This is a genomic window from Cupriavidus sp. (assembly GCF_057315035.1).
This window is the reverse complement of the sequence record NZ_DBHKYV010000005.1, coordinates 167,416-191,762: the sequence shown is the minus strand read 5'-3', so window position 1 is coordinate 191,762 and position 24,347 is coordinate 167,416. Positions and strand designations below refer to the sequence as shown.

Below are 24,347 nucleotides of genomic sequence, written 5' to 3'. Positions count from 1 at the left end.
GTCAGAATTCAAGTTCCACTGCCCCATACACGGGATCAGTGAAGGTTTCATTTACCGCCTGCTCGAAGCGCGTTGGCTGAACGCCAAAGATACCCGGCCAATCGATAACTTCGAATTCATCACCTGCCGTCAAGGCCTTTAACTGATCTGCGGTAAACGGCGGATTTTTGTCAAATACAGCCCAAATACGCAGCAGGACCGCGAACAATCCGTAGGGAATTCGCATTATGCGCGTGTTGGCACCGGTAACTTTTCGGATCGTGCGAATAATATCAATGTAATTCACCCGCTCCAATCCCGAAATATTGTATACGCCGCCGGTTTGTCGCCTCTTCAGGCAACTCACAATAATATTACTGAAATCACCAACATACAGCGGCTGCCGCATATAGCGCCCGTGCCCTGGGATCGGGAACACTGGTACCGACTTCATGAAACGAGCCAACCAGCCGAGATGTTTGCGATCGAACCATCCAAACATCAACGTCGGACGCAACACGATGCCCGGAATTGCGCTGGCGATGACGATTTCTTCTTGCTCGCGCTTCGTATCCGTGTAGTAATCCTTGGCAACCGAATTTACGACAGACGAACTAATATGGACCGTATAGGGAGTCTGGTTAGACTTGATGACGCGAAGGATCTGTTTCGTCGAGTCAATGTTGTTACGGGTGAATGGTTCAAGCTCCTTCGCCCCAATCTGAGCCTGCAACATAACTACTGCATCGGCACTTTTGAAATGGCTTTCCCAATCACCTGGTTCTGCGAGGTCCGCATACTCGATCACCAGATCCGGGTGCAAACGCCGCATGACTTCTAAATTCTTGCGATGCTTGTCCAACACCACCAGATTGGTAATACCCTGTTGCTTAAGGCGAACCACGAGATTCTGGCCAACCAGTCCCGCACCGCCAGGAAGCACAATTTTCATCAAGAATCCTAATCAAAGCAGGTCCATGCCACTTCTGGCGCGCGGACCACAGCGTCGTTGTTGTTGATATCTAATCGGACAGCACCTACATCGTGCCCCTTGGGTACATCGAAATAGCGATGCTCCCCCGCACCGATGTCGAACTGTTGAGAGAGGAGCTCACTGAAGTCGCCCGATGAAGATTTCGGCAAATATAATTGTGCATGAATAGCCGTTAGCGCCCCCATACGCAGGAACCGATATTTCATCCCACGGCAGGGCTGAGGCATGTCCAAGAACAGCTGAGGATCCGCGCTGCCAGGCACCGCCTCCAACACTCCCGACACCCGACGAAATGAGAGATTCTGGCTTAATGCCGCGTCAATCTCAACATCTTGCCGAAACACACTGGAATCAAGTTTCCGATCGCCTGAGCGTCGGTATAAGCTAAGCGACCAGTTTGGCAGAATCGGTGCTACCGCATCGTCAACGATGCGAGAGAGTGCAAAATAGTCCTGCCAATGCAAATCTGGTTGGCGTGGAATTTTAAGCCGACTACCCCATGTCATAATTAGTGCCACGACCAGAACCACTCCAATCCAGTTCCATTTTGGCGCGTCCACACGCACCGCGCACGCCAACGCCATCAACAAGAACGCAATTGGCTGCAGGAAATAGCGCTCGCCCGGGCCCAGGGCGCCCAGCAAATCAGGTTGATGCTTGTGCGTCGTCAGACCGACTAGCAATGTCAATCCGGCCACCATCACAAATGCCAAAGGCAGCAAACGATCCCTCGTCAGCCACAGCTTGTGCCGATTACAGATCACAGTAGCAAACGGGAGCCCGAGTACCGGCAGCATGGCAAGCATTGCCCAGGCGCCCTTACTGTGCGTGAAGGTCTCGGCGAACTTTTGCAACGCTTGGAGCCACACCAACGGTGGTGCAATGCCGCTACCGTACTTATTGGCGCCGACACTTATCAACACGCCCGTTTGGATCAGTGCACACCCGCCGACAATCACAAGAAGCCGACGATTTGTGCGCAATTCGCCCAGCAACAGCGCCCAGCAACACAGTACTGGAAACAGGAAAACCGAGAAAGGTCCTGTAAGCGAGAGAAAGGCAGCCAGTGCCATCCAACGCCACGATGAAAACCTGCCTTGACGGAAACAAAGAATGAGTGCGCCAAGCAACGCTCCAAAAAACCACTGTGAGTTTGTTGCATTGCCGTAGATCTCACCGCCTGGCAATGCCAACAGCGGCGCTAGCGCAAACAGCACGCGGTTTGGTAGTGGTAAAAAATCGGCTAAAGCATACTGCACGCATGCGCAAATCACCGCACTTGCGCAAGCCGCCCAAAGCATCGCAGTCGGCGCCACGTTGCCAGGGAAAAACGCGCTGATCAACGCAAGCGTACGTGGACCAATGTGGAAATATCCAGCGTATGGCTTCACGATATTCAGTACTGCTTGCCACGGCGAATCGGCGAAAAATATCGTGGCATCCTCCGCCCAGAATTGCGGATTCGCAAACTGATACTGCGCGCGTAACAAATAAATGATCAGCGCCGCTGCGGCAATGCCGAACATCCAAATGCTCTGCTCGCCGAACCCAAGACGGTTTAGTTGCGGGCTAGGCAATTGCCCGCGAGTCAAACCGCCAACAACTGCCATAGTCCGCGACGCGGGCGATTTGCTGCTGCCAGTCACGCAGCCTCTCCCAGTGCAAGCGGTTGCACCCTAAACGGCGCGCCGCCGCTCTCGCTTTGCAAAGTGTGCGCAGACAGCAAGTCCTGCCGCGCGCACGCTGCTAGTGCTTCTCTATATGTGTGATCGGTTACCAACCGCTCAAGCGCATCAATCCAAGCTTGGGTGCGATTGGCCACCAGCAACCCGTTTTCCCCATGACGCACTACGCTACGGTACGCCTCGACGTCTGAACACACACAAGCGAGGCCCAAAGCAGCGTAGTCATAAAATTTGATGCCACTCTTACCTCGGTTGAAGCTCGAATCGACTAGTGGTGCAATACCTACGTCAAACGCGCACTCCGTCGCAATCCACTTTGCGAATGCCGGATACGATCCCCCTGCTTGAGGAGGCACATCCACAAAGTCGCACCATGCGAGCTCATCTCGATCAGCGGTCACACCTACGATATTGACACTGACACGCTCCCCAAACTTAGCCTTGATCGCTTTTAACGCTTCCTTGACCAAATCGAAATCTGCGCCATGCGTCAACGTGCCCATATAGAGAATTGATATTTTCGCATCCTGGATGCGCGGCTGTTCCGGCTTATTGAGCATCCACGTTTCCGCGTCAAGAGCGTTCTGCACCAGCCTGACATTTCCATTGAGAGCGGACAACCGTTCCTTGAGCGCATTTGTCGACACGCGTACCTCATCAGCCTCTTGCGTTAGCAATCGGATGCTTGGAGCGTAAGCAGCGTAGTATTCTCGCTCCGGGTGTTCGCTTTCTGCGATAGCTAGCAGATCGTCATCGAGATCATAGATGAGCTGCATGCCATGCCGGCGGCAGTGTTCCACAGCCGCTTGAATCTCTGAGCCATGCATGGCAATGCGATGGGTATAAACGACATCCGCAATATAGTGAGTGACATCGACAGCATTCACGATGCGCACATTGATGTTCTTATTCGCTGCGGTCAGTGGCAGCAGCACACGAATATACGCACACGGGCTCGGGAGAACGGTTAAGAACTCGACGACGGCTAACACTGTGGTCAGGCCCGGTCGCCGCAAATCGATAGCACTGCTTGCAGTCGCCGCGGCGCTGGGAATGAAATACCCATCGTCATAAAAGCCCTCTGCAGGTGGCTCGCCTCGGGAGGGAAGAGCTGGGGGGATATTGTCTTCGAAGTTGGCTCGCATGCTCGTGAACATATCCAAGAATGCGCCCGCACCTTGGTTCCAGGGCGCCACCCAACTCCACGGACGGCCAGAAACGCGTTCCGGAAATGCGCCTATATCCGGAACCACAACCGCGCGGCCGGCGCTTAATACGGCACTGAGCGTGTAGCTATATGTTTCGGGCCACGTCGACGCCAACCACACTACATGCGGGTTGGCCTCATCAATCAGTTGGGAGAGTTGACTGTCGTCATACTCGCCACTCTCTCGATAGACCTGGCTCTGCTCTATTTCGTCGATGGAGCGGCCGATCAAATAAAAATGCACGGCGTTGTTGCCTCGTTGCTGCGCAAGCTTGACGCATTCAGCCACCAGCGGCGCGCCCTTATGCTTAGCGAGCCAGCCTAGCAACACAACGCGTAGCGGCTCCCCCTGCCGCAACGCGGGAACGGCCATGGTAGATGAAGCGATCACTTCGTGGCTGGCAACCACGATTGAAGCCGCCGGGCGATAGCGGAGCACCCGATTTGCGACGTCGTGGCTCGGACAGATCACGCGGTCCGCGTCGTCAAGCAACCATGCATGTTGCTGGCGCCACCAAACGATGTCCTTGGCCCCATGCACTGGACGATCTGCGATGCAACGATTGCAGCCCCCTGCATCCGGCTCGCCGCAATAAACTCCATCGATTGCTAAATTAATCTGCGGGCACACGGCAAAATAATCGTGTACCGTAAAGTCGAATGGTGTTCCTAGACGCGTGACAATTTCCTGAAGGACATGAGGCATTCCCAATACGTGGTGGACGTGAATGCGAGATAGACCGAACGATTTGAGAATCTCGACGAGGAAATGAGCATGCGTAGGCAACATCAGATCGAGTGACAGACCGTCGGCGGGATCGCCCGACACCAGCGAAACCAGCCCATTGCCATTCTTTTTCGGTGAAAGAATGAGGCAATGGGCACGCCCGCCGAGACGTTCGACCAACTCGAACATGTGCTTCTCGGTCCCGCCCCCAAGATGGTGTCCGATCATCAAGAACACCGGCAAACCACTCAACCGAAAGCGCGCGGCGGTCGCTGCAATTCTGAATGGCTCCGCCTCGCCAAGCTGCACGTGATCGGCCACGCTGCGTTCGTATTCGGGATAGCGCATTCGGAGGATCTCCATAGCCCGCGCCTTGCCGGGTGAACTGGAATCCTGGAAACTAACTTCCCCCGCGTGGAATACAAAGGTATCGGCCGCAAGAAGGTGATGCCATCCCTTTGCGATCGCACGCAGGCAGAAATCGTTCTCTTCGCCGTACCCCTTACCGAACGCCTCTTCGTCGAAAAGGCCGATTTCATCGAGACAGGCCCGACGGATAAACATACAGAAGCCGATGGCCGTTGGCAACACGGCTGAACGCCCTGCGTTGGCAACCCAGAATGCCTTGTTTAGGGAAGCCAGAGATTCCCCGGAGGGCAGCCTTCGCGTACCTTCAAGGCAAGGATAGCTGCAAATGGTGGCGTTATTTGAAAACGGCGTTACCGACGCTACTCTGTCCGACCGATAACCATGCCTGACCAACCGGTCCAACCAGCCATCACTTACCTCGGTGTCACTGTTGAGCAGCACAACGTCGCTGGATGGCTCGAGACGCATGCCACGATTAACGGTGCGAACAAAACCGAGATTCTCATCATTGCGCAAAACGACAAAATCGGCAGATTGCGGGAGCGAGCACAAATATGCAGAAACTTCCGGCTCAGGGCTGCAATCGTCGATGATGACCACACGTGCCCGTATGGTGCAAGTGGCTCGTAGCACCGATTCGATGCAATTGCGCGTTTCCTGGAGTCCGCGGTACACAGGAATTATGACGTCGACGCCAACCTGCGGCACTGATTCCAGCGTGGTTGAGCTCACAGGCAAGTAGTCAGCCATCGGTCGCAACGTCACCGTCTGGTTCTGCGCGGCGACTGCGGCGTGGTATCCCCGGAGCGACATCGCCACCCGTTCGCGCAATCCGGCAACACCGTATCGGCGATACATACCCCACGTCTTGCCGATTAACGCAGTTAAACCATCACGCTTGATCAAGCCATGCACGCCAACCAGCCGATAACGCATTCTCGGAACAAGCGCGCTAACCGCGCGCAGCGGCGCAGTTAGACGCCAACTACGTGAGCGTTGCATCGCGGAGACAATCGCATCGCGTTCCATAACGGCATGGTGGTAGGCGCCAATTTGCTCCTGATGCTCTTGGGCCTTGTGCAATAGGCGCGACATCTCCATTTCCCGGTGGTGCAGCGCAGCTGCAATTTCTTCGTCCTTCCGGCGGAGAACCTCCCCCTGCTGATTTATCATCGCGTCACGCTCCGCCAGCAGCGCATCGCGCTCCGCCATTTCGAAATCGTGCGCCTCGTCGGGCGCCACGTCGAATAGCGCCCAGCGGTTGAACCGCTCGTCCGACGGCGTCATCGTTCGGCCGTGAAGACGGTGATGGTCGGACACCACCAGCTCGTCCTGCCCCGCAATGAACCGTGTGCCCAGTACATTATTTGAAGCGCTGGCTTTGCGTACTACACAGATCGAATTAATGAATTCAATCGAATGGACGCTTGCAAGCAGTTCGGCGAGCACAGCGCGATCGGGCGCACATTCAAAATGTCTCAGGATCCCGTCAATGACGATGGAAGGCTGTCGCGCCACTCCCCAATGCTCATGATTGATAACATCCGCCAGCCGTTTGAAGAACGCAATCGACGAATAGGGGTCGTAAAGGCCGCCTTCAAAGGCATCCCAATAGCTGCAATGCAAATCTTCTGCGACAAAGATCCCCCCATTCTCGATCTGTGGGAAATAAAGCAGAAAAGACTTGATGATGTCGCTCGATTTGTGGGATCCATCGTCGATGATTACATCGAACGCCGGCGAGCATGACATGACCTGCGCCGCGATTTGCGGGGCATTGGCATCACCAACGATAACTTGGATACGCGCGTCATCGTAAGTCAGACGAGCACAATCAGGATTGATGTCACAACCGACAAGCCGCTGGGCCTGAGGGAAAAACTTCGACCAGATCTCAAGTGACCCACCGTTCTGAATTCCAATCTCAAGAAGCCTCAGTGGCCGCTCGCGATATGGCGCAAACAAGCGGTCATACTCATCGAGATACAATGTCCATTTATCAGAAACCTTGCCGTGGTGTTCGGCATAGAGTTGTCGCAGTGATTTCATCATTTGCGGGTCATCATTGCATTTTCAAAATGCACACCTACGAGCCCCCAGCGCACATCGCTCGAGGAAACGTTAATAATCAGCGCATCGTGCAAATAATGGTGCTGGATATTATTGGTCAGTGTGCCTTCCGCCACAGAGGCCATTACGGCATATTGGCCGTTCGGCAACATAGGCATGCGAAATACAAACTCCGCCTCGAACTCTTCATTTTCGTCGACAGGTGTAGGCATCAGATGCGTAAAGGCCAATGTGTTCTCACCAAATAAATCTTGACCAAGCCTGTCGCGAACCATAAAGCCAAGAATAGGTTCCCGCATCGCCTTATTGGCACGCGCACGAATACACATTCGGACGGTTTCTCCTCCCCGCAACACACCATCCACCGCAGCGTCGGGGGACGACAATGTCTCGATATGTACCGCTTGCACTTCCCCTCCGCCCGACTTCCACCCATTGGCTGCATTGAGATTGTCGATGACGGTAGCGGTGGAGCCGTAGTCAAGAACAGATGGATCGGATTCTGGCACGCATTCCGTTGTGTCCGGGACGCACGCAACGGAATCTGAATGAGTTGAACGTAACAACGCCTCGTCGCCGTACACCTCTTGCAATGTTTCCTTCAAGTAGGCTTCGGCAACGATCTTCGACGGGCCCACCTGTTTCACATGACCTGCACCCAACCAGATGGCGCTACGGCAAAGGTTAATGACGGACGGCATGTCGTGACTGACGAACAGCAGCGTTCCGTGCTCCTGAAACGAGCGGATGAAACGCATACACTTTTGTGTGAAGACTGCATCGCCCACCGAAAGCGCTTCGTCGACAATCAGAATATCGGCGTCCACGTGTGCAATCACGGCAAAAGCCAGTCGCACAAACATCCCACTAGAATACGTTTTGACGGGTTGCTCGATATGGTCGCCGATATCGGCAAATGCTGCGATGGCCTCAAAGCGGCGGGCCGTCTCTTCACGGGACAGACCATAGAACGACGCGCTCAGGAATACGTTCTCGCGACCCGTGAATTCGGGGTTAAATCCGGCACCCAACTCAAGTAGCGCCGCCACCTTTCCATTGACTTCAATCTCACCCGATGTGGGCGTCAACGTGCCGCATAACATTTGAAGCAGTGTGGACTTACCCGAGCCGTTGCGGCCGATCACACCAAACGTTTCGCCCCGCTGGATTTCAAGATTGACATCCTTCAGTGCCCAGAAGTCGCGATGGTACGCACGTGACGCCTTGCCAAATACTCGACGCGCGCGCGGCAGCAGCGCCTGCTTGAGCCGATCGCGCGGTTTGTCGTAGATATGAAAGCACTTGGACAGATTCTTGACCCGAATCGCAAAGTCAGAGGACATCGGCAAAACCTTTGCGTAGACGCTGGAAAATCCAGAAACCAAACCACGCCAGACCACTTGCAACTACCAGACTTTGCAATAGAGTGCCCCATGCCGGGGCCGTACCAAAAATCATGACATTGCGAGCCTGTTCCACCACCCAAGTCAGGGGATTAAGATATACAAGCACCTGGAAGCTTTCTGGCAATGCCGTCACTGGATAGAAGATAGGCGTCAGGAACATCAGGATCGTCATAAGCATCCCCATAATCTGACCGACATCGCGGATATACACGCCCAGCGCAGCCAGCGCCCAGCTAACTCCGAGCACACCCAACGCGAAAGGTATCAAGATCAGCGGCATCAAAAGCACTGTCCATGGAACTGTGTGATTGACCGCCAACGTGGCTAACATCAGCACCGTCAAACTGATCGCCGTATGAAACAAAGCGGAGCCCAGATTGACCCAGCAAAGCACCTCGAGAGGGAACACCACTTTCTTTACATAGTTGGCATTTGACAATACCAGCATGGGTGCGCGCATCGCACATTCACTCAGCATAGAATGCATGATCAAGCCGGAGAACAGGATCAAAGCAAATTCAGCATGCGATTGGCCTTGATCATTGCCCCACCGCGCCTTGAACACCACCGAGAAGACAAACGTGTAAATTGTCAGCATCAAGAGCGGGTTAAAGAAGGACCATGCAAGACCAAGAATCGACCCACGATAGCGCCCAAGTACTTCACGTCCAATCAGTTGCATGACAAGCTGGCGGTGTGTCAACAAGCTGCGAACAACGGCCATGGGATGGGTGGGTTGTGGCGCATGAGGATTCACTGAAACACCTCGGCTTGGGCCAGCGGCGTTCCATTCGCATCCTTTTTTGACAGCATGGCATCTGCAGTCACTGGCCACTGTATTCCGAGTGCCGTATCATTCCAAAGCAGGGAGCGTTCGTGCTCCGGATACCAATAGTCGGTAGTCTTGTATAAAAACTCTGCAGACGCCGATGTCACGACAAATCCGTGGGCAAAACCTTCAGGCACCCAAAGCTGACGCTTATTTTCGGCAGAAAGCACTACCCCAACCCACTTACCAAAACTGGGCGAACTGCGACGTAGGTCTACGGCCACGTCGAACACTTCGCCCGCCACTACGCGCACGAGTTTTCCTTGAGGATGTTGGATTTGGTAGTGCAAACCGCGCAACACGTTTTGCGCCGAACGCGAATGATTGTCTTGCACAAACATACGCTGCACGCCTGTAGCCTCTTCGAAGTGCTTTGCATTGAAACTCTCGAAGAAGAATCCACGATCATCACCAAATACCTTCGGCTCAATGATCATCACCTCCGGAATTTCCGTACGAATGACATTCAAATTCATTTGATCGCTTCCGAAATAATCTGCTGCAGGTACTTACCATAAGCATTCTTGGCAAGGGGGGATGCCAATTTCGATACCTGCTCAGCATCAATCCACTTGCTGCGATACGCAATTTCCTCAGGGCATGCCACCATCAAGCCCTGGCGGTTTTGCAGCGTAGCAATGAAAGTCGCAGCCTCAAGCAGCGAGTCGTGCGTACCGGTATCCAACCACGCATAGCCGCGCCCCATGATCTCGACATCAAGTTGCGCCATTTCGAGATAGCGCTTGTTCACGTCGGTGATTTCGAGCTCCCCGCGCGGGGACGGCTTGATGTCCGCGGCAATGTCGCATACTTGGCTGTCATAGAAGTACAGGCCCGTAACGGCATAGTTTGAGCGTGGCTTCGCCGGCTTCTCTTCCAGCGACAACGCACGAAAACTATCGTCAAACTCCACCACGCCATATCGCTCAGGATCGTGCACGTGATATGCGAAAACGGTGGCGCCTTCCGATTGCTTCGCGGCACGGTTCAGCTGTGCCACAAGGTCATGGCCGTGGAAGATGTTATCGCCAAGGATCAACGTAGACGGGTCATTGCCGACAAAATCGCGGCCGATGATGAATGCCTGCGCCAGACCGTCCGGCGAAGGCTGCACCGCATACTGGAGATTGATACCCCACTTGCTGCCATCGCCGAGCATCTCGGAAAAGCGCGGCGTATCTTCCGGCGTCGAAATAATCAGGATGTCACGAATCCCTGCCAGCATCAGCGTGGACAGCGGATAGTAGATCATCGGCTTGTCGTAAACCGGCAGAAGCTGTTTCGACACCGAACGGGTAATCGGGTAAAGCCGTGTGCCGGAACCCCCGGCCAGGATAATGCCTTTGCGCATGATGTCGGTATCAGGACAGGATCTGGTCAAGCAGGTAGTGCACACCCTGCTGCCATTCCGGAAGATGGATGTCGAACGTATCGCGCAGCTTGCGCGTGTCCAACCGCGAATTGGCCGGCCGCGGGGCAGGCAGCGGGTAAGCCGTGGCGGGAATTGCCTCGATGGCATCGGGGTTGACTTTCAGGTCGACACCCTTGCTGCTCGCATAGCGTAGAACTTCAGTCGCATAGCCGTGCCAGGAGGTCTCTCCAGCGGCGGCCAGGTGATAGACGCCCGCCGGGAAGTCCTCTTGCTTGCCATGCAACCAGGCACGGTCGACGATATGCGCCGTCACATCGGCGATCAGGGCGGCCGTGGTCGGCGCGCCGAACTGGTCGGCGATTACGCGCAGGCTGTCGCGTTCCCGACCGAGCTTGAGCATCGTCTTGGCGAAATTTCCGCCATGAGCGCCAGCCACCCAACACGTGCGCAACACGATTGAAGAGCCGCCCGCTTCCGCAATGGCCTGCTCCCCGGCCAACTTGCTCTTACCGTACACGGATAGTGGGGCTACCGGATCCGATTCCTGGTAAGGCGTGTCGCCGGTGCCGGCAAACACGTAATCGGTCGAGTAATGAACCAACAGGCTGCCCAGTGCGCGCGCTTCTTGTGCCAGCACGCCTGGCGCAACGCCGTTGACTGCGAAGGCCAGGTCCACTTCGGTCTCAGCCTTGTCAACAGCCGTATAAGCCGCCGGATTAACGATCACGTCGGGTCGCACACGACGCACGATTTCGCGCAGTGCATCCGGATTCGCCAAATCGCACGCGGCGCGGTCGAGTGCCACTACCTGCCCGAGCGGAGCCAAGCTGCGGCGCAGTTCGAATCCGACCTGACCGTTGCTTCCTGTTACAAGAATGGTGGGGATGGCAGGCGACTTAAGATTCATATTGCTTCGCCACCCAGTTTCGGTACTCACCCGAGACTACGTCTTGCACCCATGCCTGGTTGTCCAGATACCACTGCACAGTCTTGCGCATGCCGGTTTCGAATGTCTCAGACGGCTTCCAGCCCAGTTCCCGCTCCAGTTTGCGGGCATCGATGGCATAGCGGCGGTCGTGGCCGGGGCGATCCTTTACGAACGTGATCTGGTCACGATAGGACCCTGTGGCTTTCGGCTTCAGCTCATCGAGCAGATCGCACAGCGTATGCACCACGTCCAGGTTGGTCTTCTCGTTCCAGCCACCTACGTTGTAAGTCTCTGCCAGGCGGCCGCGCGCCAGGACTTCACGAATGGCGCTGCAATGGTCGCCCACGTAGAGCCAGTCGCGCACGTTCTGACCGTCGCCGTATACGGGCAGCGCCTTGCCTGACAGCGCATTGGTGATGATCAGCGGGATCAGCTTCTCGGGGAAGTGATACGGGCCGTAGTTGTTGGAGCAGTTGGTCGTGACGACCGGCAATCCGTACGTATGGTGGTACGCACGCACCAGATGGTCAGAGGCGGCCTTGGACGCCGAGTACGGGCTATTTGGCGCGTATGGCGTGGTTTCGGAGAACTGAGGATCGGTCGCACTCAGGGAACCGAATACCTCGTCGGTGGAGACATGAAGCAGGCGGAAGGTGCCCTTCGCCTCGCCTTCCAGCGCATTCCAGTAGGCGCGCACTGCCTCAAGCAGCGTGAACGTGCCTACGATGTTGGTCTGGATGAACTCTGCCGGCCCGTGGATCGAGCGGTCCACGTGACTTTCCGCAGCAAAGTGCACCACGGCGCGCGGCTTGTATTCGTTCAGCAGACGGTCCAGGGCAGCGCGGTCGCAAATATCGGTTTGCGAGAAGACATGCCGGCTATCACCTTCCAGCGAAGCCAGTGTCTTGAGGTTGCCGGCATACGTCAGCTTATCGACGTTAACAACGCTGTCCGCGCCCGGCTGTGCGAGCCAGTTGAGGACAAAATTGGCGCCGATAAAACCTGCACCGCCTGTGACTAGAATGTGCGACAAAACTTGTGCTCCCTTACCTATTCGATATGTCTCGAGTGCCCGACAAAAGTCGGGTGGCCGCCTGATCCAGTGGGGGGATGGCGGTTTTTCTAAGTCCTTATGGAAGTGGCGGTATTCTATCTGACCACAGACCCCATCCTTGGTACGCCTCCCAACTTTTTGTAGCGTCTTGTAACGATTCGCCAAATCGATTAAGGGGAAGCGCCAGAATGCCCGTTCTGGCACTTTCCGCTCGATCCACATATATCTGGCTTTTTTCGATGCCTGTTAATCAGCCTCAGTCTGAAACCCCGTTCGCCATTGGCGATCTCCAGGGCTGCGCCCCGTCCCTGCGCGATCTCCTGGCCCAACTTCCACCCGCTGCCCCGCTGCGCTTTGTCGGCGACCTCGTCAACCGCGGCCCGGACTCGCTCGGTACCCTGCGCACCATCAAATCGATGGGTCCGCAAGCCCGCACCGTGCTTGGCAACCACGACATCCACCTGCTCGCGGTGGCTGCCGGCGTGCGCAAGAAAGGCAAGTCGGACACGCTCGACGACATCCTTGATGCGCCTGATTGTGCTGAATTACTCACATGGCTACGCCATCAACCGCTTGCCATCCGCGAGGATGACTTCCTGATCGTGCATGCCGGCGTCCTGCCGCAATGGACCGCCAGCGAGGTCATTGACCTGGCGCAGGAGGTTGAAGCGGAACTTCAGGGGTCAAACTGGCAAGGGTTCCTGGCGGACGTGTTCGGCAACGCGGCGGACCGCTGGCGCGATGATCTGCGTGGCATCGAGCGGCACCGGGTGGTCGTGAACGCGCTGACCCGGCTACGGTTTTGCTCCGCAGACGGCGTGATGGACCTCAAGACCAAGGACGGGATCGGCAAGGTGCCGGCCGGCGTCATGCCGTGGTTTGATGTTCCGGGCCGACGCACCGCCGACATCACCATGGTGTGCGGACACTGGTCGACGCTGGGCCTGGTCGTGCGCTCTGATCTGCTGGCGCTCGATACCGGCTGTGTCTGGGGAGGCAAGCTGACCGCTGCCAGGTTGGCGCGTGATCCGGATGCGCGAACGGTCATCCAGGTCGATTGCCCGCAGTATTCTGACCCGCTTGCCTAGGGCAGGCATCCCCGCGCGAGCGGGGACGACGAATCCGTCAGGAAGTGGCAGCGACGGGCTGCGGATCGGCCAGAGGCGGCTGTTGCAGCCGGTTCGCCACGGTTGCGGCGGCATCCTGAGCGCCCGCACATAGATGCATGACCACCTCCCGCGCCGACTCCGCCAGCTCCCGGCGTCCGGCCGACCCGGCCAGCAGTTGCGGCCCCAGCGTCAGCCGGGCCGTGATCGGTGGCGACTTCAGGATGGCGTCCAGGCACTGCAACAACGAGAGATCGTCGATATAGGCCGGCGCCAGCGTTGGCTTGCCGGTGGCTGCGTCCAGATAGCTCAGGCCCATCGGTTGCACCGGCAGCTTGCCGGCCACTGGCGCCTGCATCAGGTTGGCGTGGAATGGCAGGACCTTGCTGCCATCGGTAGTGGTGCCTTCGGGGAACACACAGACCAGGTCGCCCTGTTGCATGACCTCGGTGATGTGATGTAGCACGCGGTGCGCGTCGCGCTTGCGGGCCCGCTCGATAAAGATCGTGCCGGTCTTGTCGCACAGCCAGCCGACCACCGGCCAGCTGCGGATCTCGGACTTGGCGACGAAGCGTACCGGCTGCCAGGCGTGGATGACGTAGATGTCGAGCCACGAGATATGGTTCGACACCAGCATCGCGCCACGCGGGGCCGCCTGGCCCGGCGCCAGGCCCTGCACTTCAACCTCGATGCCGCAGATGGCCAGCAGCTTGCGCGACCAGCCGCGGATCAGGCGTTCGCGCAGGTGGGCGCTGGCCCATGGGAAAACCGTGGCGCAGAAAAGCATCCCGCGCAACATATGCACCACGAGCCGCGCCTTGCGTAACCAGATCATCGTGAAATCCCGGTAGCGTTGCCGCCAATCCGCAGCCAGACGGCCGCTCAGCGCTGCTCGTACACGACCTGGCCGGCGACCAGTGTCGTGCGTACGCGCCCTTCCATCTCGTAGCCGAGCCATGGCGTGTTCTTGCCCTGGCTCTTGAGCGCGCTACGCTCCACCTTCCAGACCTGCTTCGGATCGTACACGCAGACGTCGGCAGCGCTTCCGGTGGTCAGCGCACCGGCATGCAGGCCAATCACGCGCGCGGGTTCGCTGGTGATGCGTGCCAGCGCCTTGACCAGCGGCACCTTGTGTTCGTTGGCCCAGCGCAGCGTCAGCGGCAGCAGCAGCTCCAGGCCGGTGGCGCCCGGCGTGGCTTCGGCAAACGGCAGCAGCTTCTCGTCGTCGTCCACCGGGGTGTGGTCGGAGCACAACGCGTCGATCGTGCCATCGGCCAGCGCAGCCACGATGGCGTCGCGGTCGCGCGCACCGCGCAGCGGCGGCGTGAAGCGCATCTGGCTGTTGAAGAAGCCGATATCCATATCGGTCAGCGACACGTGATGGATGTTCACGTCGCACGTCACCGGCAGGCCTTCCTTGCGCGCCTGGCGCACCAGTTCGAGCCCGGCCGCCGACGACAGGCGGCACAGGTGCACGCGAGCGCCGGTGGTCCGCATCAGTTCGAAAATCGTATGCAGGCGCACCGTCTCGGCAATCACCGATACGCCGGACAGGCCCAGGCGCGAGGCCACGGCGCCGCTGGCGGCCACGCCGCCGCCCAGGAACGGGTCCTCGGGACGCAGCCACAGCGTGAAGCCAAAGGTCTGCGCGTATTGCATCGCGCGTTGCAGTACCTTGGTGTCCCTGATCGCGTACTCGGCCTGGCTGAAGCCGACGCAGCCGGCCTCGGTCAACTGGCCCATCTCGGTCAGCGCCTCGCCCTTCAGGCCTACCGTCAGCGCGCCCAGCGGGTATACATGGGTCTGGTTCAGCGTGCGCGCACGGAACTTGAGCATTTCAACCAGGCCCGGTTCGTCGAGTACCGGGTCGGTATCGGGCGGGCAGACCAGGCTCGTCACGCCACCGGCCGTGGCGGCAGCCACTTCGGATTCGAGCGTGGCCTTGTATTCGTAGCCGGGTTCGCGCAGGCGCGCGGACAGGTCGACCAGGCCCGGGCACACGATCATGCCGCGTGCGTCGATGGTCTTGTTGGCGTTGAAATCGGCGGGTGCGTGGCCCACGCCCACCACCTTGCCGGCGGCGATATACAGGTCCTGCTCGGCGTCGACGTTTGCGGCCGGATCGATCAGGCGGCCACCCTGGATGTGAATCTTCATATTCTGTCGCTGTGTGCTGTTCGTAGTATCCGGATGCGGCTCAATCATTGTTGCCTGCAACAATGCCCATCACGGCCATGCGTACGGCGATGCCGAAGGTCACCTGGTTCAGGATCACCGATTGCGGGCCATCGGCCACCGCGGAATCGATTTCCACGCCGCGGTTCATCGGGCCAGGGTGCATCACGATGGCGTCGGGCTTTGCCAGTGCCATGCGCTCCGGCGTCAGGCCATAGGCCTTGAAGTATTCCTGTGCCGAGGGCAGCAGCGCGCCGCTCATGCGCTCGTTCTGCAGGCGCAGCATGATCACCACGTCCACGCCCTTCAGGCCTTCTTCCATATTGTGGAAGACGCGCACACCCATCTGCTCCAGCCCGGACGGCAACAGCGTGCGCGGACCAATCGCGCGCACTTCGGGCACGCCCAGTGTGGTCAGGGCGTGGATATCCGAACGGGCCACGCGCGAGTGCAGGATGTCGCCGACAATCGCCACCGTCAGGTTGGTGAAATCCTTCTTGAAATGCCGGATCGTGTACATGTCCAGCAGGCCCTGCGTCGGGTGCGCATGACGACCATCGCCGGCATTGATCACGTGCACGTGCGGTGCCACGTGTTCCGCAATCAGGTACGGCGCGCCCGAGCTGGCGTGGCGCACCACGAACATGTCGGCCGACATCGCCGACAGGTTGTTGATCGTATCCAGCAGCGATTCGCCCTTGCTGGTCGACGATGCATTGATGTTCAGGTTCAGCACGTCCGCCGACAGGCGCTTGGCGGCAATCTCGAACGTGGTGCGCGTGCGCGTGGAGTTCTCGAAGAACAGGTTGAACACGCTCTTGCCGCGCAGCAAGGGCACCTTCTTGACGTCGCGGTCGGAGTCGGACAGCGATACGAACTGGCTGGCGGTGTCCAGAATGTGCGTGACCATGTCACGCGACAGGCCCTCGATGGACAGCAGGTGTTTCAGTTCGCCGTTCTTGGTGAGCTGCGGGTTACGGAACGTCTTGGTCATGGCAGGTGGTTCGGGCGCGGGTTCGGTCTTGGTATGTCTGGGGGGCTTGACGCTCAGGGGGCGATGCGGGTTGACACTCAGGCGCGGGCTTCAGTGGCGAAGGTGAATCGCGTGGCGGCGCCCTCACCCTGGCGCGATAGCACCAGCGTCTTGTCCAGCGGCAAATCGAGCGTGGCGGCGGCGTAGTCGGCTGCAAACGGCAACTCGCGGCCTCCGCGGTCGGCCAGCACGGCCAGCGCCACGCGCGCCGGGCGGCCATAGTCGAACAGTTCGTTGACTGCAGCCCGGATCGTGCGGCCCGTGGCCAGCACATCGTCGATCAGCAGGATGTTGCGGTCCTGCACATCGAACGGCAGCGTGGTCGACTGGGCCTGGCTGTGCAGGCCCTTCTTGGCATAGTCGTCACGATGGAAGGCCACGTTGATCACGCCGTGCTCGCCCAGTTTCAGGTCCGCCGCCAGGCGCTCGGCAATCCAGGCACCACCCGAGTGGATACCCGCCACCGACCAGCGCGCGCGGTCGCTCGATGGCATCAGGGCCTGGGCCTGGTCGCGCAGCGCGTGGTACAGCGCTTCAGCGTCGGGAGTAGAGGTCTGGGTCATAGCGGGATTTCGTCGAAATACTGTTGCAGGATGATCCGGGCAGCTTCGGCGTCGAGCGCTCCGCGCTTTGCACCGGCCATGGAGGCGGCGCGCGAGGAGTAGCGTTCGTCCACCCATTCCACTGGCAGGTTGAAACGCCCGTTCAACTGGTTGCCGAAGCGGCGCGCAAGCCGCATCGAAGCCTGATCCTCGTCATCGGGACCGGCGTCCGGGTTGACCGGCATGCCGACCACCAGTTGCACCGGTGACCAGGCCTGGATCAGCGCGCCAACGGCCTCGAAGCGGGCTTCGACCGTGATATTGGGAAGAATGGTGAGGGCGCGGGCTTGCCGGGTGATGAAATTACCGAGTGCCACGCCAATTTTTTTCTCGCCATAGTCGAAGGCGAGCACCGTGCCGTCGCGGGGCGTCTCGCGCCCCGGCAGCTCAGGCATGCCCGGCCTCGCCCGACAGCATCGCCACATCGATGCCCAGCAGGCGCACGGCCGCGGCGAAGCGCTCTTCGGGGGGCACGCTGAAGATGATTTCCGGGTCGGCCTGGACGGTCAACCAGCCATTGCGGCTCAGCTCTTCCTCGAGCTGACCGGCACCCCAGCCCGCGTAGCCGAGCGTGAGCAGGAAGCGGTGCGGGCCGCTGCCATTGGCCACGGCTTCGAGCACATCCTTGGAGGTCGTCATTTCCAGCCCACCGGGCACCGCCAGCGACGACACATAGATGCCGACCGGGTCATGCAGCACAAAGCCGCGCTCGGTCTGCACCGGGCCGCCGAAGTAGACCGGCTGGTGGGCAACTGGCTGGATTTCGAGCTTGAGATCGATCTTGTCGAAGAGCGTGGCCATGTCGATGTCGATCGGCCGGTTGATCACCAGGCCAAGCGCACCACGCTCGTTATGCTCGCAGAGGTAGACAACGGAACCCGAAAAGGTCGGATCAGCCATGCCTGGCATGGCAATCAGGAACTGATTGGTGAGATTGATAGATGCTTCGGGCGTCGCCATGGCTTGCATTCTACCAAATCGCACCCCGGGTGCTGCGTAAAAGTTCTGTGTCCTTCCTTGCCCGATAGCATGCTTGCGGCACCCGGCCCGGCCGCCGGGTCAGGGGCGGTTCAGGGGTGGTTCAGGCGCGACTCAGGCGCCGCCGGGCTTGAGTGCGGCCAGGTCCTCGGGAGTCAGCCAGCGCCATTCGCCCGGGGCCAGCGCCGGATCCAGTACCAGGCCGCCAATGGCGCTGCGATGCAGCGCCGTCACATGGTTGCCCACAGCCGCCACCATGCGCTTGACCTGGTGATATTTACCCTGGAGTAGCGTCAGGCGCAGGCTGCGCTCGCCGGTGGCCTCGCAGCCATCGGCGGCAATCGGGGCCGGCTCGTCGTCGAGCTTCACGCCGGTGCGCAGCGCTTCCACCTGTTCCGGCGTGACCGGATCGAACGTGGTGACCTCATAGATCTTGGGTACCTGCTTCTTGGGCGAAGTCTGGGCGTGGATGAACTGGCCGTCGTCGGTCAGCAGCAACAACCCGGTGGTGTCGTGATCGAGCCGCCCCACGGCCTGTACTTCGCGCTGGCGCAGCGGCACGGGCAGCAGGTTGTAGACGCTTGGATGATGGCGCGGACGCTGCGAACACTCGTAGCCGGTGGGCTTGTTCAGCATCAGGTAGGCCTTGGTGCAGGCCAGCCATTCCTCGCCATCGACGGTCAGGCGCAGGCCGTCCACGTCGAAGCGTGCACCCGGGTCTTCGCAGAGTTCGCCATTGACCTCGACGAGCCCGGCCTCGACCAGGTCGCCACAATAGCGGCGCGTGCCGAAGCCTTGGGATTGCAGGATGCGGTCGAGAGTGGTGGCCATGTACGTGCTTGTCTGATAGGGAATTGCTGGTGGCTATGTTAGGTTACGGCGATGCCAAGATCATCCTCCCCGGCGCCCGAGCCAGCCGCCACCGGACGCCTGCCCTACCGGATCGACCGGGAATTCGCGCGCGGCCTGGTATGGTTCCGGCGCGACCTGCGCACGGCCGACCACGCGGCGCTGCATTATGCCCTCAAGCACTGCCAACAGGTATGGTGCGTGTTCGTTTTCGACCGCGACATCCTTGATCCGCTGCTGGAGCGCGGGCTCAAGGCCGACCGGCGCATCGAATTCATCCTGAAGTCGCTGGAGCCGTTGCGGCGTACGCTAGGTGACGCCGGCGGCGGACTGATCGTGCTCGACGGCGCGGCGCGCAAGGTCATTCCCGAGCTCGCGGCCGAGCTCGATGCCGAGGCGGTATTCACGAACCACGACTATGAACCGGCCGCCAACGCGCGCGATACCCACGTGCGCCAGGCGCTGGCCGCCGACTCGCGCGTGCTGTTCACCTTCAAGGACCAGGTCATCTTCGAGGCCGACGAGATCCTGACCGGCCAGGGCCAGCCATTCAGTGTCTTCACGCCGTACAAAAATGCCTGGCTGCGCGAGGTACGCCCTTTCGACCTGCGCCCCTATCCGGTCGACCAGTATCTTGCGGCGCTGGCACCGGTGCCAGCCCGCTACCACAAGGCGTTGCCCTCGCTCGAATCGCTGGGATTCACGCCCAGCAACTTGCCGGAAATCGCCATGCCCACGGGCAGCGACGGCGCGCAGGCCCTGTTCGACGAGTTCGTCGAGCGCATGGGCGACTATGGCAACCGGCGCGACTTCCCGGCCGTGCGCGGGCCAAGCTACCTGTCCGTGCACCTGCGCTTCGGCACGATCTCGATCCGCACGCTCGCGCGCACCGCGCACGAGGCCGTGACAAGAGGGGGCGCCGCAAGCACCGGCGCGGCGGTATGGTTGTCCGAGCTGATCTGGCGCGATTTCTATTTCATGATCCTGCACCATCATCCGCGCGTGGCCGAAGGCAAGTCGTTCCACCCGGAATACGATGCGATCCGCTGGGTTGACCGGACTACCGGCAACCAGTACTTCAAGGCATGGTGCGACGCGCAGACCGGTTATCCACTGGTCGACGCCGCGATGCTGCAGATCAACCAGAGCGGCTATATGCACAACCGCCTGCGCATGGTCACCGCGAGCTTCCTCGTGAAAGACCTCGGGGTGGACTGGCGCCATGGCGAGCAGTACTTTGCCGACCAGCTCAACGATTTCGACTTCTCGGCCAACAATGGCGGCTGGCAATGGGCAGCGTCCACGGGCTGCGACGCGCAGCCGTACTTCCGCATCTTCAATCCGGTGCCGCAGTCAGAGAGGTTTGATCCGCAGGGACGCTTTATCCGCAAGTACCTGCCCATGCTGGCGGCGCTGCCTGATAAATACATCCATGCACCATGGACTGCGCCGGACGACGTGCTGGCTTCGGCGGGAGTCAGGCTTGGAGACAACTATCCACGGCCAATCGTGCAACACAAGGTGGCACGGATGGAAGCGCTGGAAAGATATGCGGCAGTAAAGGGGTCGAAAGCGAAGGTGGACTGATTGGTTCTTTTGGCTCCCCTCTCCCGCTGTGCGGGAGAGGGGAGCAAACCGTCAGGATTTCAAGCGTTTAAGCCGCCAGCATTGCGCTTTCACGATAATGCCTTTGCGCATCATCGGGACGCTCGGTTTCCTCGAACAGGCGCGCCAGCGCCAGGTGCGCGCGTACGCAGATGCGGCGTTGCGCATCGCGATCGGCGTACTTCAAGGCGCGTTCGAAGTTCGACTGCGCCTTGCCCCAGAGTTGTTCGCCAAGGCACAGCACACCCAGCGTGTAATAGAGGTCGGCATCGTTCGGATGTTCGGCCAGCCATTTCTCGGCCTGCTGGATTTGCGGCAGGGCCTTGCCCGGTTCCGCGCAATCGGCATAGCGCTGTACCAGCCGGCTGTCCCAGTTGACCTTGAGCGCTTCCTCGATGATGCGGCGGGCCTCGTTCTGGCGGTTCAGCGCCGAGAAATAACGCGCGGCCTGCTCGGCGATGCGTACCGCATGGCGTTCATCGGCCGACAGCGAGCGCCAGAAATGGTAGAGCGATTCGGCGTCGTGGCGGCGCTCCTCGAGCATGGCCTCCACGGCCATCTGCTTGAGCCGCAACGCCAGCACCGGATGCAATGCATTGCGCTTTTCCAGTGACCGCGCCAGGCGCAACACCTCGTTCCAGTTCTTCAGATGCTGGTGCGCACGCAATGCAATCCGTTGCACATGAATCTGGCGACCGCCTTTTTCCTGCAACTGGGCGATGGTTTCGAGCGCCCCTTCCGGATCGCGCGCATCGACCAGCAGTTCGGCCATCGACACCAGCCGGGCCTGTTCGCGTTCCGGGTCCGTGACCTGCGCCATCCATGCATCGCGGCGTTCCGACTCCTGCATCCGGTGCGCGGCACGCGCACCCACCAGCGCTGCGGTCTGCGCCTGCTCGGGCCAGGCCTGGGCCTCCTTGGCGGCGCGTTCCGCGCGAGCGAAGCGACCGGCAAACAGGTTCTCGATCGATTCGCGCAGCGCGGCCTGCGCCTTGCTCATGCGGCTGCGCTCGCGATACGCCGCGGCGCGGCGCGGCATCTCGCCCAGATGGCGCACCGTGGACATGATGGTCCAGACCACGAAGAAGATCAGCAACAGCAGCGCCAGCGCCAGGTTCAGCGACATCTCCACCCGATAAGGCGGATAGAACAGCACCACATTGCTATGGTTGAACTGCGTGAACAGCGCCAGCCCGACCGCGCCGCCGAACAGTACGGCTACCCAGAAAAGCAGTCGCATTCGGCTACTCCTTCTTCAGGGCACGCAGCGCGCCAAGACTTTCCGCCATGGTCGGCAGCGATACGCTGACCGCGCTGGCCTGGGCCTGCTTGAGCAGGGTCAGCACGCCCTGCACGCGGCGCGAGCGGGTATCGAAATAGCGCCCGATCATGGCCTGTGCCGCCGCCAGATCGTTACGGAACACCGGCTCGTTGCGCGACAGCAGCGCCAGACGCGCGTTGAGCAGCCGCAGCTTGACGTTCTCGCGCAGGAACCAGCCCTGGTCGCCGGACAACAGCAGCGCATTGGTGTCTTCCACCTTGCGCACGCGGATCACCTGGCCGAGTTCGCCAAGCACGTAGTCCCACACGCGGGTCACCACGTTGCCGGTGGGCGCGGCAGCGGCGGACGCCGCGGCACCCTTGGCACCCGGTTGGGCCGGCTTGTCTGCCTCGCCCGGCGCGCGGTCCAGCATGCGCTCGCCCGACAGCAACGGCAACGAGTCGATCTGGTTGATCGATTCGTCGAGCTTGATCGCCGCGCCGGTCAGGTCGGTGTCCGGCACGGCCTTCATGCGGGCAATGTCGCGTGCCAGCGCACGGCGCAACTGGTTGTACTGCGGCTTGTCGGCGCGCGCCAGGCGGGCATCGGCGCTTTGCAGCGCGGCCAGCGCCACCTGCACGTTGCCGGTCAGCTGCAACTGCTGGCCGGCGTTGGTCAGCAGTTGCTGGATCTCGGCAATTTCCCAGTCATCGCGGTTGCGCATCAGGTCCTGGTAGACCTGTTCCAGCGCGGCCTGCTTGTCGCGGGCTTCCACCACCTGCCCGTCGAGCGCACCGACCTTGCCCTGCAATTCCTTGACCGTGTCCTGGGCGTTCTTCGACAACACGCGCGTTTCCTGCACCAGGGCGTCATTGCTCTGCTGGCGACGGGCCAGTTCCTGGGTCAGGTGTTCCACGCGCATCTGCAGCCAGAAGAAACCACCGGCGATGGCCAGCAACACGATGACTGCAACCAGCCACCAGACCGCCATGTTGCGACGGTTGTCCGGCTGCATCGCGGGGGCGTGCATGGTGAAGTTGGTGCCGCCAGCACCGGATGATGCGGCACTGCTCGACGAGGGGGACGTGCTGTCTGGCGTCACGCGTTCGACCTTCGTTGTCGTGGATCCGGAGGATCCTGTTGATTCCATGGCAGCCGGCGTTGGCGCCGGCTCCGCATTGGCAGGTATCGGTGCCACGGGCACTGGCGCGGGGGCAGGCGCCGCTACGGGCACCGCAATTGGCGCCGCGGGCCCGGCATGGGCATTACCCCACTGTGTGCACGCAGCCAGCAGGCCGGTATCGCCGGGCGCGGCGGGCAGTACGTGCGCAAAGCCCAGTGCCTGAGCCTGCGCGGCAATTCTCGCATGCGGCGCAATGCACTGCATCTGCTTCAGGCGCTCGTGTTCCTGGGGCGACAGGTGCAACCGCGCCAGCGCGTCCAGGTTGCGCACCGCTTCGGAACTGGTCAGCAGCCATGCATAAGGCGGCGCCCCGGGCTTGAGGCTATCGCGCACGGCCTGCCATTGCATGGTGGTCGGCTCAGGCAGTGTCCGGCTGTATGCCTCGACGGCGTCCACGGTTGCACCGGCCTCGCGCAGGCGGTCGCCCAGCCAGTCACGCCCGCCATTGCCGCGGATGATCAGCACGCTGCGGCCAGCGAACGCGCCAGGCGCAGTATCGAGTTCGGACCAGAGCGCCTCGGAATCGAAGCGCGGGGTTTCGCCGTTTGTTTCAGTGTCCGCCTGCGCCCCGGCGGGTGCGATGACCCGGTGTGTCGGCGCCGCGATGCCGCGCTCGGCCAGTGCCAACACGCTCGACGGGCCGACCACGGCCACCGGCACGCCAGCCGGCCATTGCGCGGTACCTGCCGTGTTCTGGATCTGCGCCAGCGCATCGAGCGCGAATGACACGGCATTCGGGCTTACGAACACTACTAGCGCATAGTCGGCCAGCCGGCCCAGCGCGGTGCGTAGCGGCGTATCGTCGGCGGCAGGACCGATGGCCAGCAGCGGGAAGCCCAGCACATCGAGACCGGCCGCTTGCAACGCCTCGGTCAGTTGCCGGGACTGCCCGGCGGGTCGCGTCACTACGACGGTCGGGCGGGGCATCGGGTTTC

Annotated in this window: 20 protein-coding genes; 2 read left to right on the top strand and 18 right to left on the bottom strand. The window is 60.2% G+C overall.

The features are described 5' to 3' along the window. Position 1 precedes the first annotated feature (1 nt). The 9 genes from ACO550_RS10740 to rfbB all read right to left on the bottom strand — a co-directional run bounded on the left by ACO550_RS10740 (position 2) and on the right by rfbB (position 12,599). Positions 2-931: an NAD-dependent epimerase/dehydratase family protein gene (locus ACO550_RS10740; protein ID WP_315592648.1), complete on the bottom strand. Its 930-nt coding sequence runs from the start codon at positions 929-931 to the stop codon at positions 2-4. Between the two features lie 8 nt (positions 932-939). Next, a complete protein-coding gene (locus ACO550_RS10735; RefSeq protein ID WP_315592649.1) occupies positions 940-2,499 on the bottom strand; it encodes a hypothetical protein in 1,560 nt (519 codons plus the stop codon). A 116-nt stretch (positions 2,500-2,615) separates the two neighbouring features. After that, positions 2,616-7,013, bottom strand: a complete 4,398-nt coding sequence (locus ACO550_RS10730) for a glycosyltransferase (protein ID WP_315592650.1) — start codon at positions 7,011-7,013, stop codon at positions 2,616-2,618. Continuing rightward, the gene (locus tag ACO550_RS10725; RefSeq protein WP_315592651.1) at positions 7,010-8,374 is read right to left on the bottom strand and encodes a Wzt carbohydrate-binding domain-containing protein; all 1,365 of its coding nucleotides are present in this window, start codon (positions 8,372-8,374) and stop codon (positions 7,010-7,012) included. The genes ACO550_RS10730 and ACO550_RS10725 overlap by 4 nt, the downstream gene beginning before the upstream one ends. After that, positions 8,364-9,119 carry an ABC transporter permease gene (locus tag ACO550_RS10720; protein ID WP_315592652.1) on the bottom strand — a complete coding sequence of 252 codons (756 nt, stop codon included), beginning with the start codon at positions 9,117-9,119 and terminating at the stop codon, positions 8,364-8,366. Before ACO550_RS10720 ends, ACO550_RS10725 begins: the two co-directional genes overlap by 11 nt. A 71-nt stretch (positions 9,120-9,190) precedes the next feature. Next, a complete protein-coding gene (rfbC, locus tag ACO550_RS10715) occupies positions 9,191-9,742 on the bottom strand; it encodes a dTDP-4-dehydrorhamnose 3,5-epimerase (RefSeq protein WP_315592653.1) in 552 nt (183 codons plus the stop codon). Beyond that, on the bottom strand, positions 9,739-10,617 hold the full coding sequence (gene rfbA, locus ACO550_RS10710) for a glucose-1-phosphate thymidylyltransferase RfbA (RefSeq protein WP_315592654.1): 879 nt from the start codon (positions 10,615-10,617) through the stop codon (positions 9,739-9,741). The genes rfbC and rfbA overlap by 4 nt, the downstream gene beginning before the upstream one ends. A 10-nt stretch (positions 10,618-10,627) precedes the next feature. Then, the gene (rfbD, locus tag ACO550_RS10705) at positions 10,628-11,545 is read right to left on the bottom strand and encodes a dTDP-4-dehydrorhamnose reductase (RefSeq protein WP_315592655.1); all 918 of its coding nucleotides are present in this window, start codon (positions 11,543-11,545) and stop codon (positions 10,628-10,630) included. Continuing rightward, positions 11,535-12,599, bottom strand: a complete 1,065-nt coding sequence (gene rfbB, locus ACO550_RS10700) for a dTDP-glucose 4,6-dehydratase (protein WP_315592656.1) — start codon at positions 12,597-12,599, stop codon at positions 11,535-11,537. The genes rfbD and rfbB overlap by 11 nt, the downstream gene beginning before the upstream one ends. Before the next feature lie 260 nt (positions 12,600-12,859). Here rfbB and ACO550_RS10695 point away from each other — a divergent pair, with 260 nt between their 5' ends. Continuing rightward, positions 12,860-13,708 carry a symmetrical bis(5'-nucleosyl)-tetraphosphatase gene (locus tag ACO550_RS10695; protein WP_315592741.1) on the top strand — a complete coding sequence of 283 codons (849 nt, stop codon included), beginning with the start codon at positions 12,860-12,862 and terminating at the stop codon, positions 13,706-13,708. A gap of 37 nt (positions 13,709-13,745) precedes the next feature. On the opposite strand, the gene ACO550_RS10690 is transcribed toward ACO550_RS10695, so the two are convergent. The 7 genes from ACO550_RS10690 to ACO550_RS10660 all read right to left on the bottom strand — a co-directional run bounded on the left by ACO550_RS10690 (position 13,746) and on the right by ACO550_RS10660 (position 19,345). Next, complete coding sequence (locus ACO550_RS10690) at positions 13,746-14,561, bottom strand: lysophospholipid acyltransferase family protein (protein WP_315592657.1); 816 nt, start codon at positions 14,559-14,561, stop codon at positions 13,746-13,748. A 47-nt stretch (positions 14,562-14,608) separates the two neighbouring features. Continuing rightward, the gene (locus tag ACO550_RS10685) at positions 14,609-15,883 is read right to left on the bottom strand and encodes a dihydroorotase (RefSeq protein WP_315592658.1); all 1,275 of its coding nucleotides are present in this window, start codon (positions 15,881-15,883) and stop codon (positions 14,609-14,611) included. A 40-nt stretch (positions 15,884-15,923) separates the two neighbouring features. Beyond that, positions 15,924-16,895: an aspartate carbamoyltransferase catalytic subunit gene (locus tag ACO550_RS10680; protein WP_315592659.1), complete on the bottom strand. Its 972-nt coding sequence runs from the start codon at positions 16,893-16,895 to the stop codon at positions 15,924-15,926. A gap of 77 nt (positions 16,896-16,972) precedes the next feature. Continuing rightward, entirely contained in the window at positions 16,973-17,497 is a 525-nt protein-coding gene (gene pyrR, locus ACO550_RS10675; RefSeq protein WP_315592660.1) for a bifunctional pyr operon transcriptional regulator/uracil phosphoribosyltransferase PyrR, read from the bottom strand. Next, positions 17,494-17,931: a Holliday junction resolvase RuvX gene (gene ruvX, locus ACO550_RS10670; protein ID WP_315592661.1), complete on the bottom strand. Its 438-nt coding sequence runs from the start codon at positions 17,929-17,931 to the stop codon at positions 17,494-17,496. Before ruvX ends, pyrR begins: the two co-directional genes overlap by 4 nt. After that, positions 17,924-18,496, bottom strand: a complete 573-nt coding sequence (locus ACO550_RS10665; RefSeq protein WP_061952702.1) for a YqgE/AlgH family protein — start codon at positions 18,494-18,496, stop codon at positions 17,924-17,926. The genes ruvX and ACO550_RS10665 overlap by 8 nt, the downstream gene beginning before the upstream one ends. 132 nt (positions 18,497-18,628) lie before the next feature. Continuing rightward, positions 18,629-19,345, bottom strand: a complete 717-nt coding sequence (locus tag ACO550_RS10660; RefSeq protein WP_315592662.1) for a pseudouridine synthase — start codon at positions 19,343-19,345, stop codon at positions 18,629-18,631. Between the two features lie 51 nt (positions 19,346-19,396). On the opposite strand from ACO550_RS10660, the gene ACO550_RS10655 reads away from it, so the two are divergent. After that, positions 19,397-20,950, top strand: coding sequence for a deoxyribodipyrimidine photo-lyase (locus ACO550_RS10655; RefSeq protein ID WP_315592663.1), 1,554 nt, complete (start codon positions 19,397-19,399; stop codon positions 20,948-20,950). Between the two features lie 67 nt (positions 20,951-21,017). Here ACO550_RS10655 and ACO550_RS10650 read toward each other — a convergent pair whose 3' ends face one another. Together ACO550_RS10650 and hemDX are read right to left on the bottom strand one after the other, a co-directional pair. Continuing rightward, positions 21,018-22,208, bottom strand: a complete 1,191-nt coding sequence (locus ACO550_RS10650) for a heme biosynthesis HemY N-terminal domain-containing protein (protein WP_315592664.1) — start codon at positions 22,206-22,208, stop codon at positions 21,018-21,020. A gap of 4 nt (positions 22,209-22,212) precedes the next feature. After that, positions 22,213-24,339: a fused uroporphyrinogen-III synthase HemD/membrane protein HemX gene (hemDX, locus tag ACO550_RS10645; protein WP_315592665.1), complete on the bottom strand. Its 2,127-nt coding sequence runs from the start codon at positions 24,337-24,339 to the stop codon at positions 22,213-22,215. Between the last annotated feature and the right edge of the window lie 8 nt (positions 24,340-24,347).

Excerpts from the sequence above, each read along its gene's own strand:
- ACO550_RS10740 (WP_315592648.1), bottom strand. The coding sequence starts at position 931 with ATGAAAATTGTGCTTCCTGGCGGTGCGGGACTGGTTGGCCAGAATCTC.
- ACO550_RS10735 (WP_315592649.1), bottom strand. The coding sequence starts at position 2,499 with ATGTTCGGCATTGCCGCAGCGGCGCTGATCATTTATTTGTTACGCGCG.
- ACO550_RS10730 (WP_315592650.1), bottom strand. The coding sequence starts at position 7,013 with ATGATGAAATCACTGCGACAACTCTATGCCGAACACCACGGCAAGGTT.
- ACO550_RS10725 (WP_315592651.1), bottom strand. The coding sequence starts at position 8,374 with ATGTCCTCTGACTTTGCGATTCGGGTCAAGAATCTGTCCAAGTGCTTT.
- ACO550_RS10720 (WP_315592652.1), bottom strand. The coding sequence starts at position 9,119 with ATGCAACTGATTGGACGTGAAGTACTTGGGCGCTATCGTGGGTCGATT.
- rfbC (WP_315592653.1), bottom strand. The coding sequence starts at position 9,742 with ATGAATTTGAATGTCATTCGTACGGAAATTCCGGAGGTGATGATCATT.
- rfbA (WP_315592654.1), bottom strand. The coding sequence starts at position 10,617 with ATGCGCAAAGGCATTATCCTGGCCGGGGGTTCCGGCACACGGCTTTAC.
- rfbD (WP_315592655.1), bottom strand. The coding sequence starts at position 11,545 with ATGAATCTTAAGTCGCCTGCCATCCCCACCATTCTTGTAACAGGAAGC.
- ACO550_RS10695 (WP_315592741.1), top strand. The coding sequence starts at position 12,860 with ATGCCTGTTAATCAGCCTCAGTCTGAAACCCCGTTCGCCATTGGCGAT.
- ACO550_RS10690 (WP_315592657.1), bottom strand. The coding sequence starts at position 14,561 with ATGATCTGGTTACGCAAGGCGCGGCTCGTGGTGCATATGTTGCGCGGG.
- ACO550_RS10685 (WP_315592658.1), bottom strand. The coding sequence starts at position 15,883 with ATGAAGATTCACATCCAGGGTGGCCGCCTGATCGATCCGGCCGCAAAC.
- ACO550_RS10680 (WP_315592659.1), bottom strand. The coding sequence starts at position 16,895 with ATGACCAAGACGTTCCGTAACCCGCAGCTCACCAAGAACGGCGAACTG.
- pyrR (WP_315592660.1), bottom strand. The coding sequence starts at position 17,497 with ATGACCCAGACCTCTACTCCCGACGCTGAAGCGCTGTACCACGCGCTG.
- ruvX (WP_315592661.1), bottom strand. The coding sequence starts at position 17,931 with ATGCCTGAGCTGCCGGGGCGCGAGACGCCCCGCGACGGCACGGTGCTC.
- ACO550_RS10665 (WP_061952702.1), bottom strand. The coding sequence starts at position 18,496 with ATGGCGACGCCCGAAGCATCTATCAATCTCACCAATCAGTTCCTGATT.
- ACO550_RS10660 (WP_315592662.1), bottom strand. The coding sequence starts at position 19,345 with ATGGCCACCACTCTCGACCGCATCCTGCAATCCCAAGGCTTCGGCACG.
- ACO550_RS10655 (WP_315592663.1), top strand. The coding sequence starts at position 19,397 with ATGCCAAGATCATCCTCCCCGGCGCCCGAGCCAGCCGCCACCGGACGC.
- ACO550_RS10650 (WP_315592664.1), bottom strand. The coding sequence starts at position 22,208 with ATGCGACTGCTTTTCTGGGTAGCCGTACTGTTCGGCGGCGCGGTCGGG.
- hemDX (WP_315592665.1), bottom strand. The coding sequence starts at position 24,339 with ATGCCCCGCCCGACCGTCGTAGTGACGCGACCCGCCGGGCAGTCCCGG.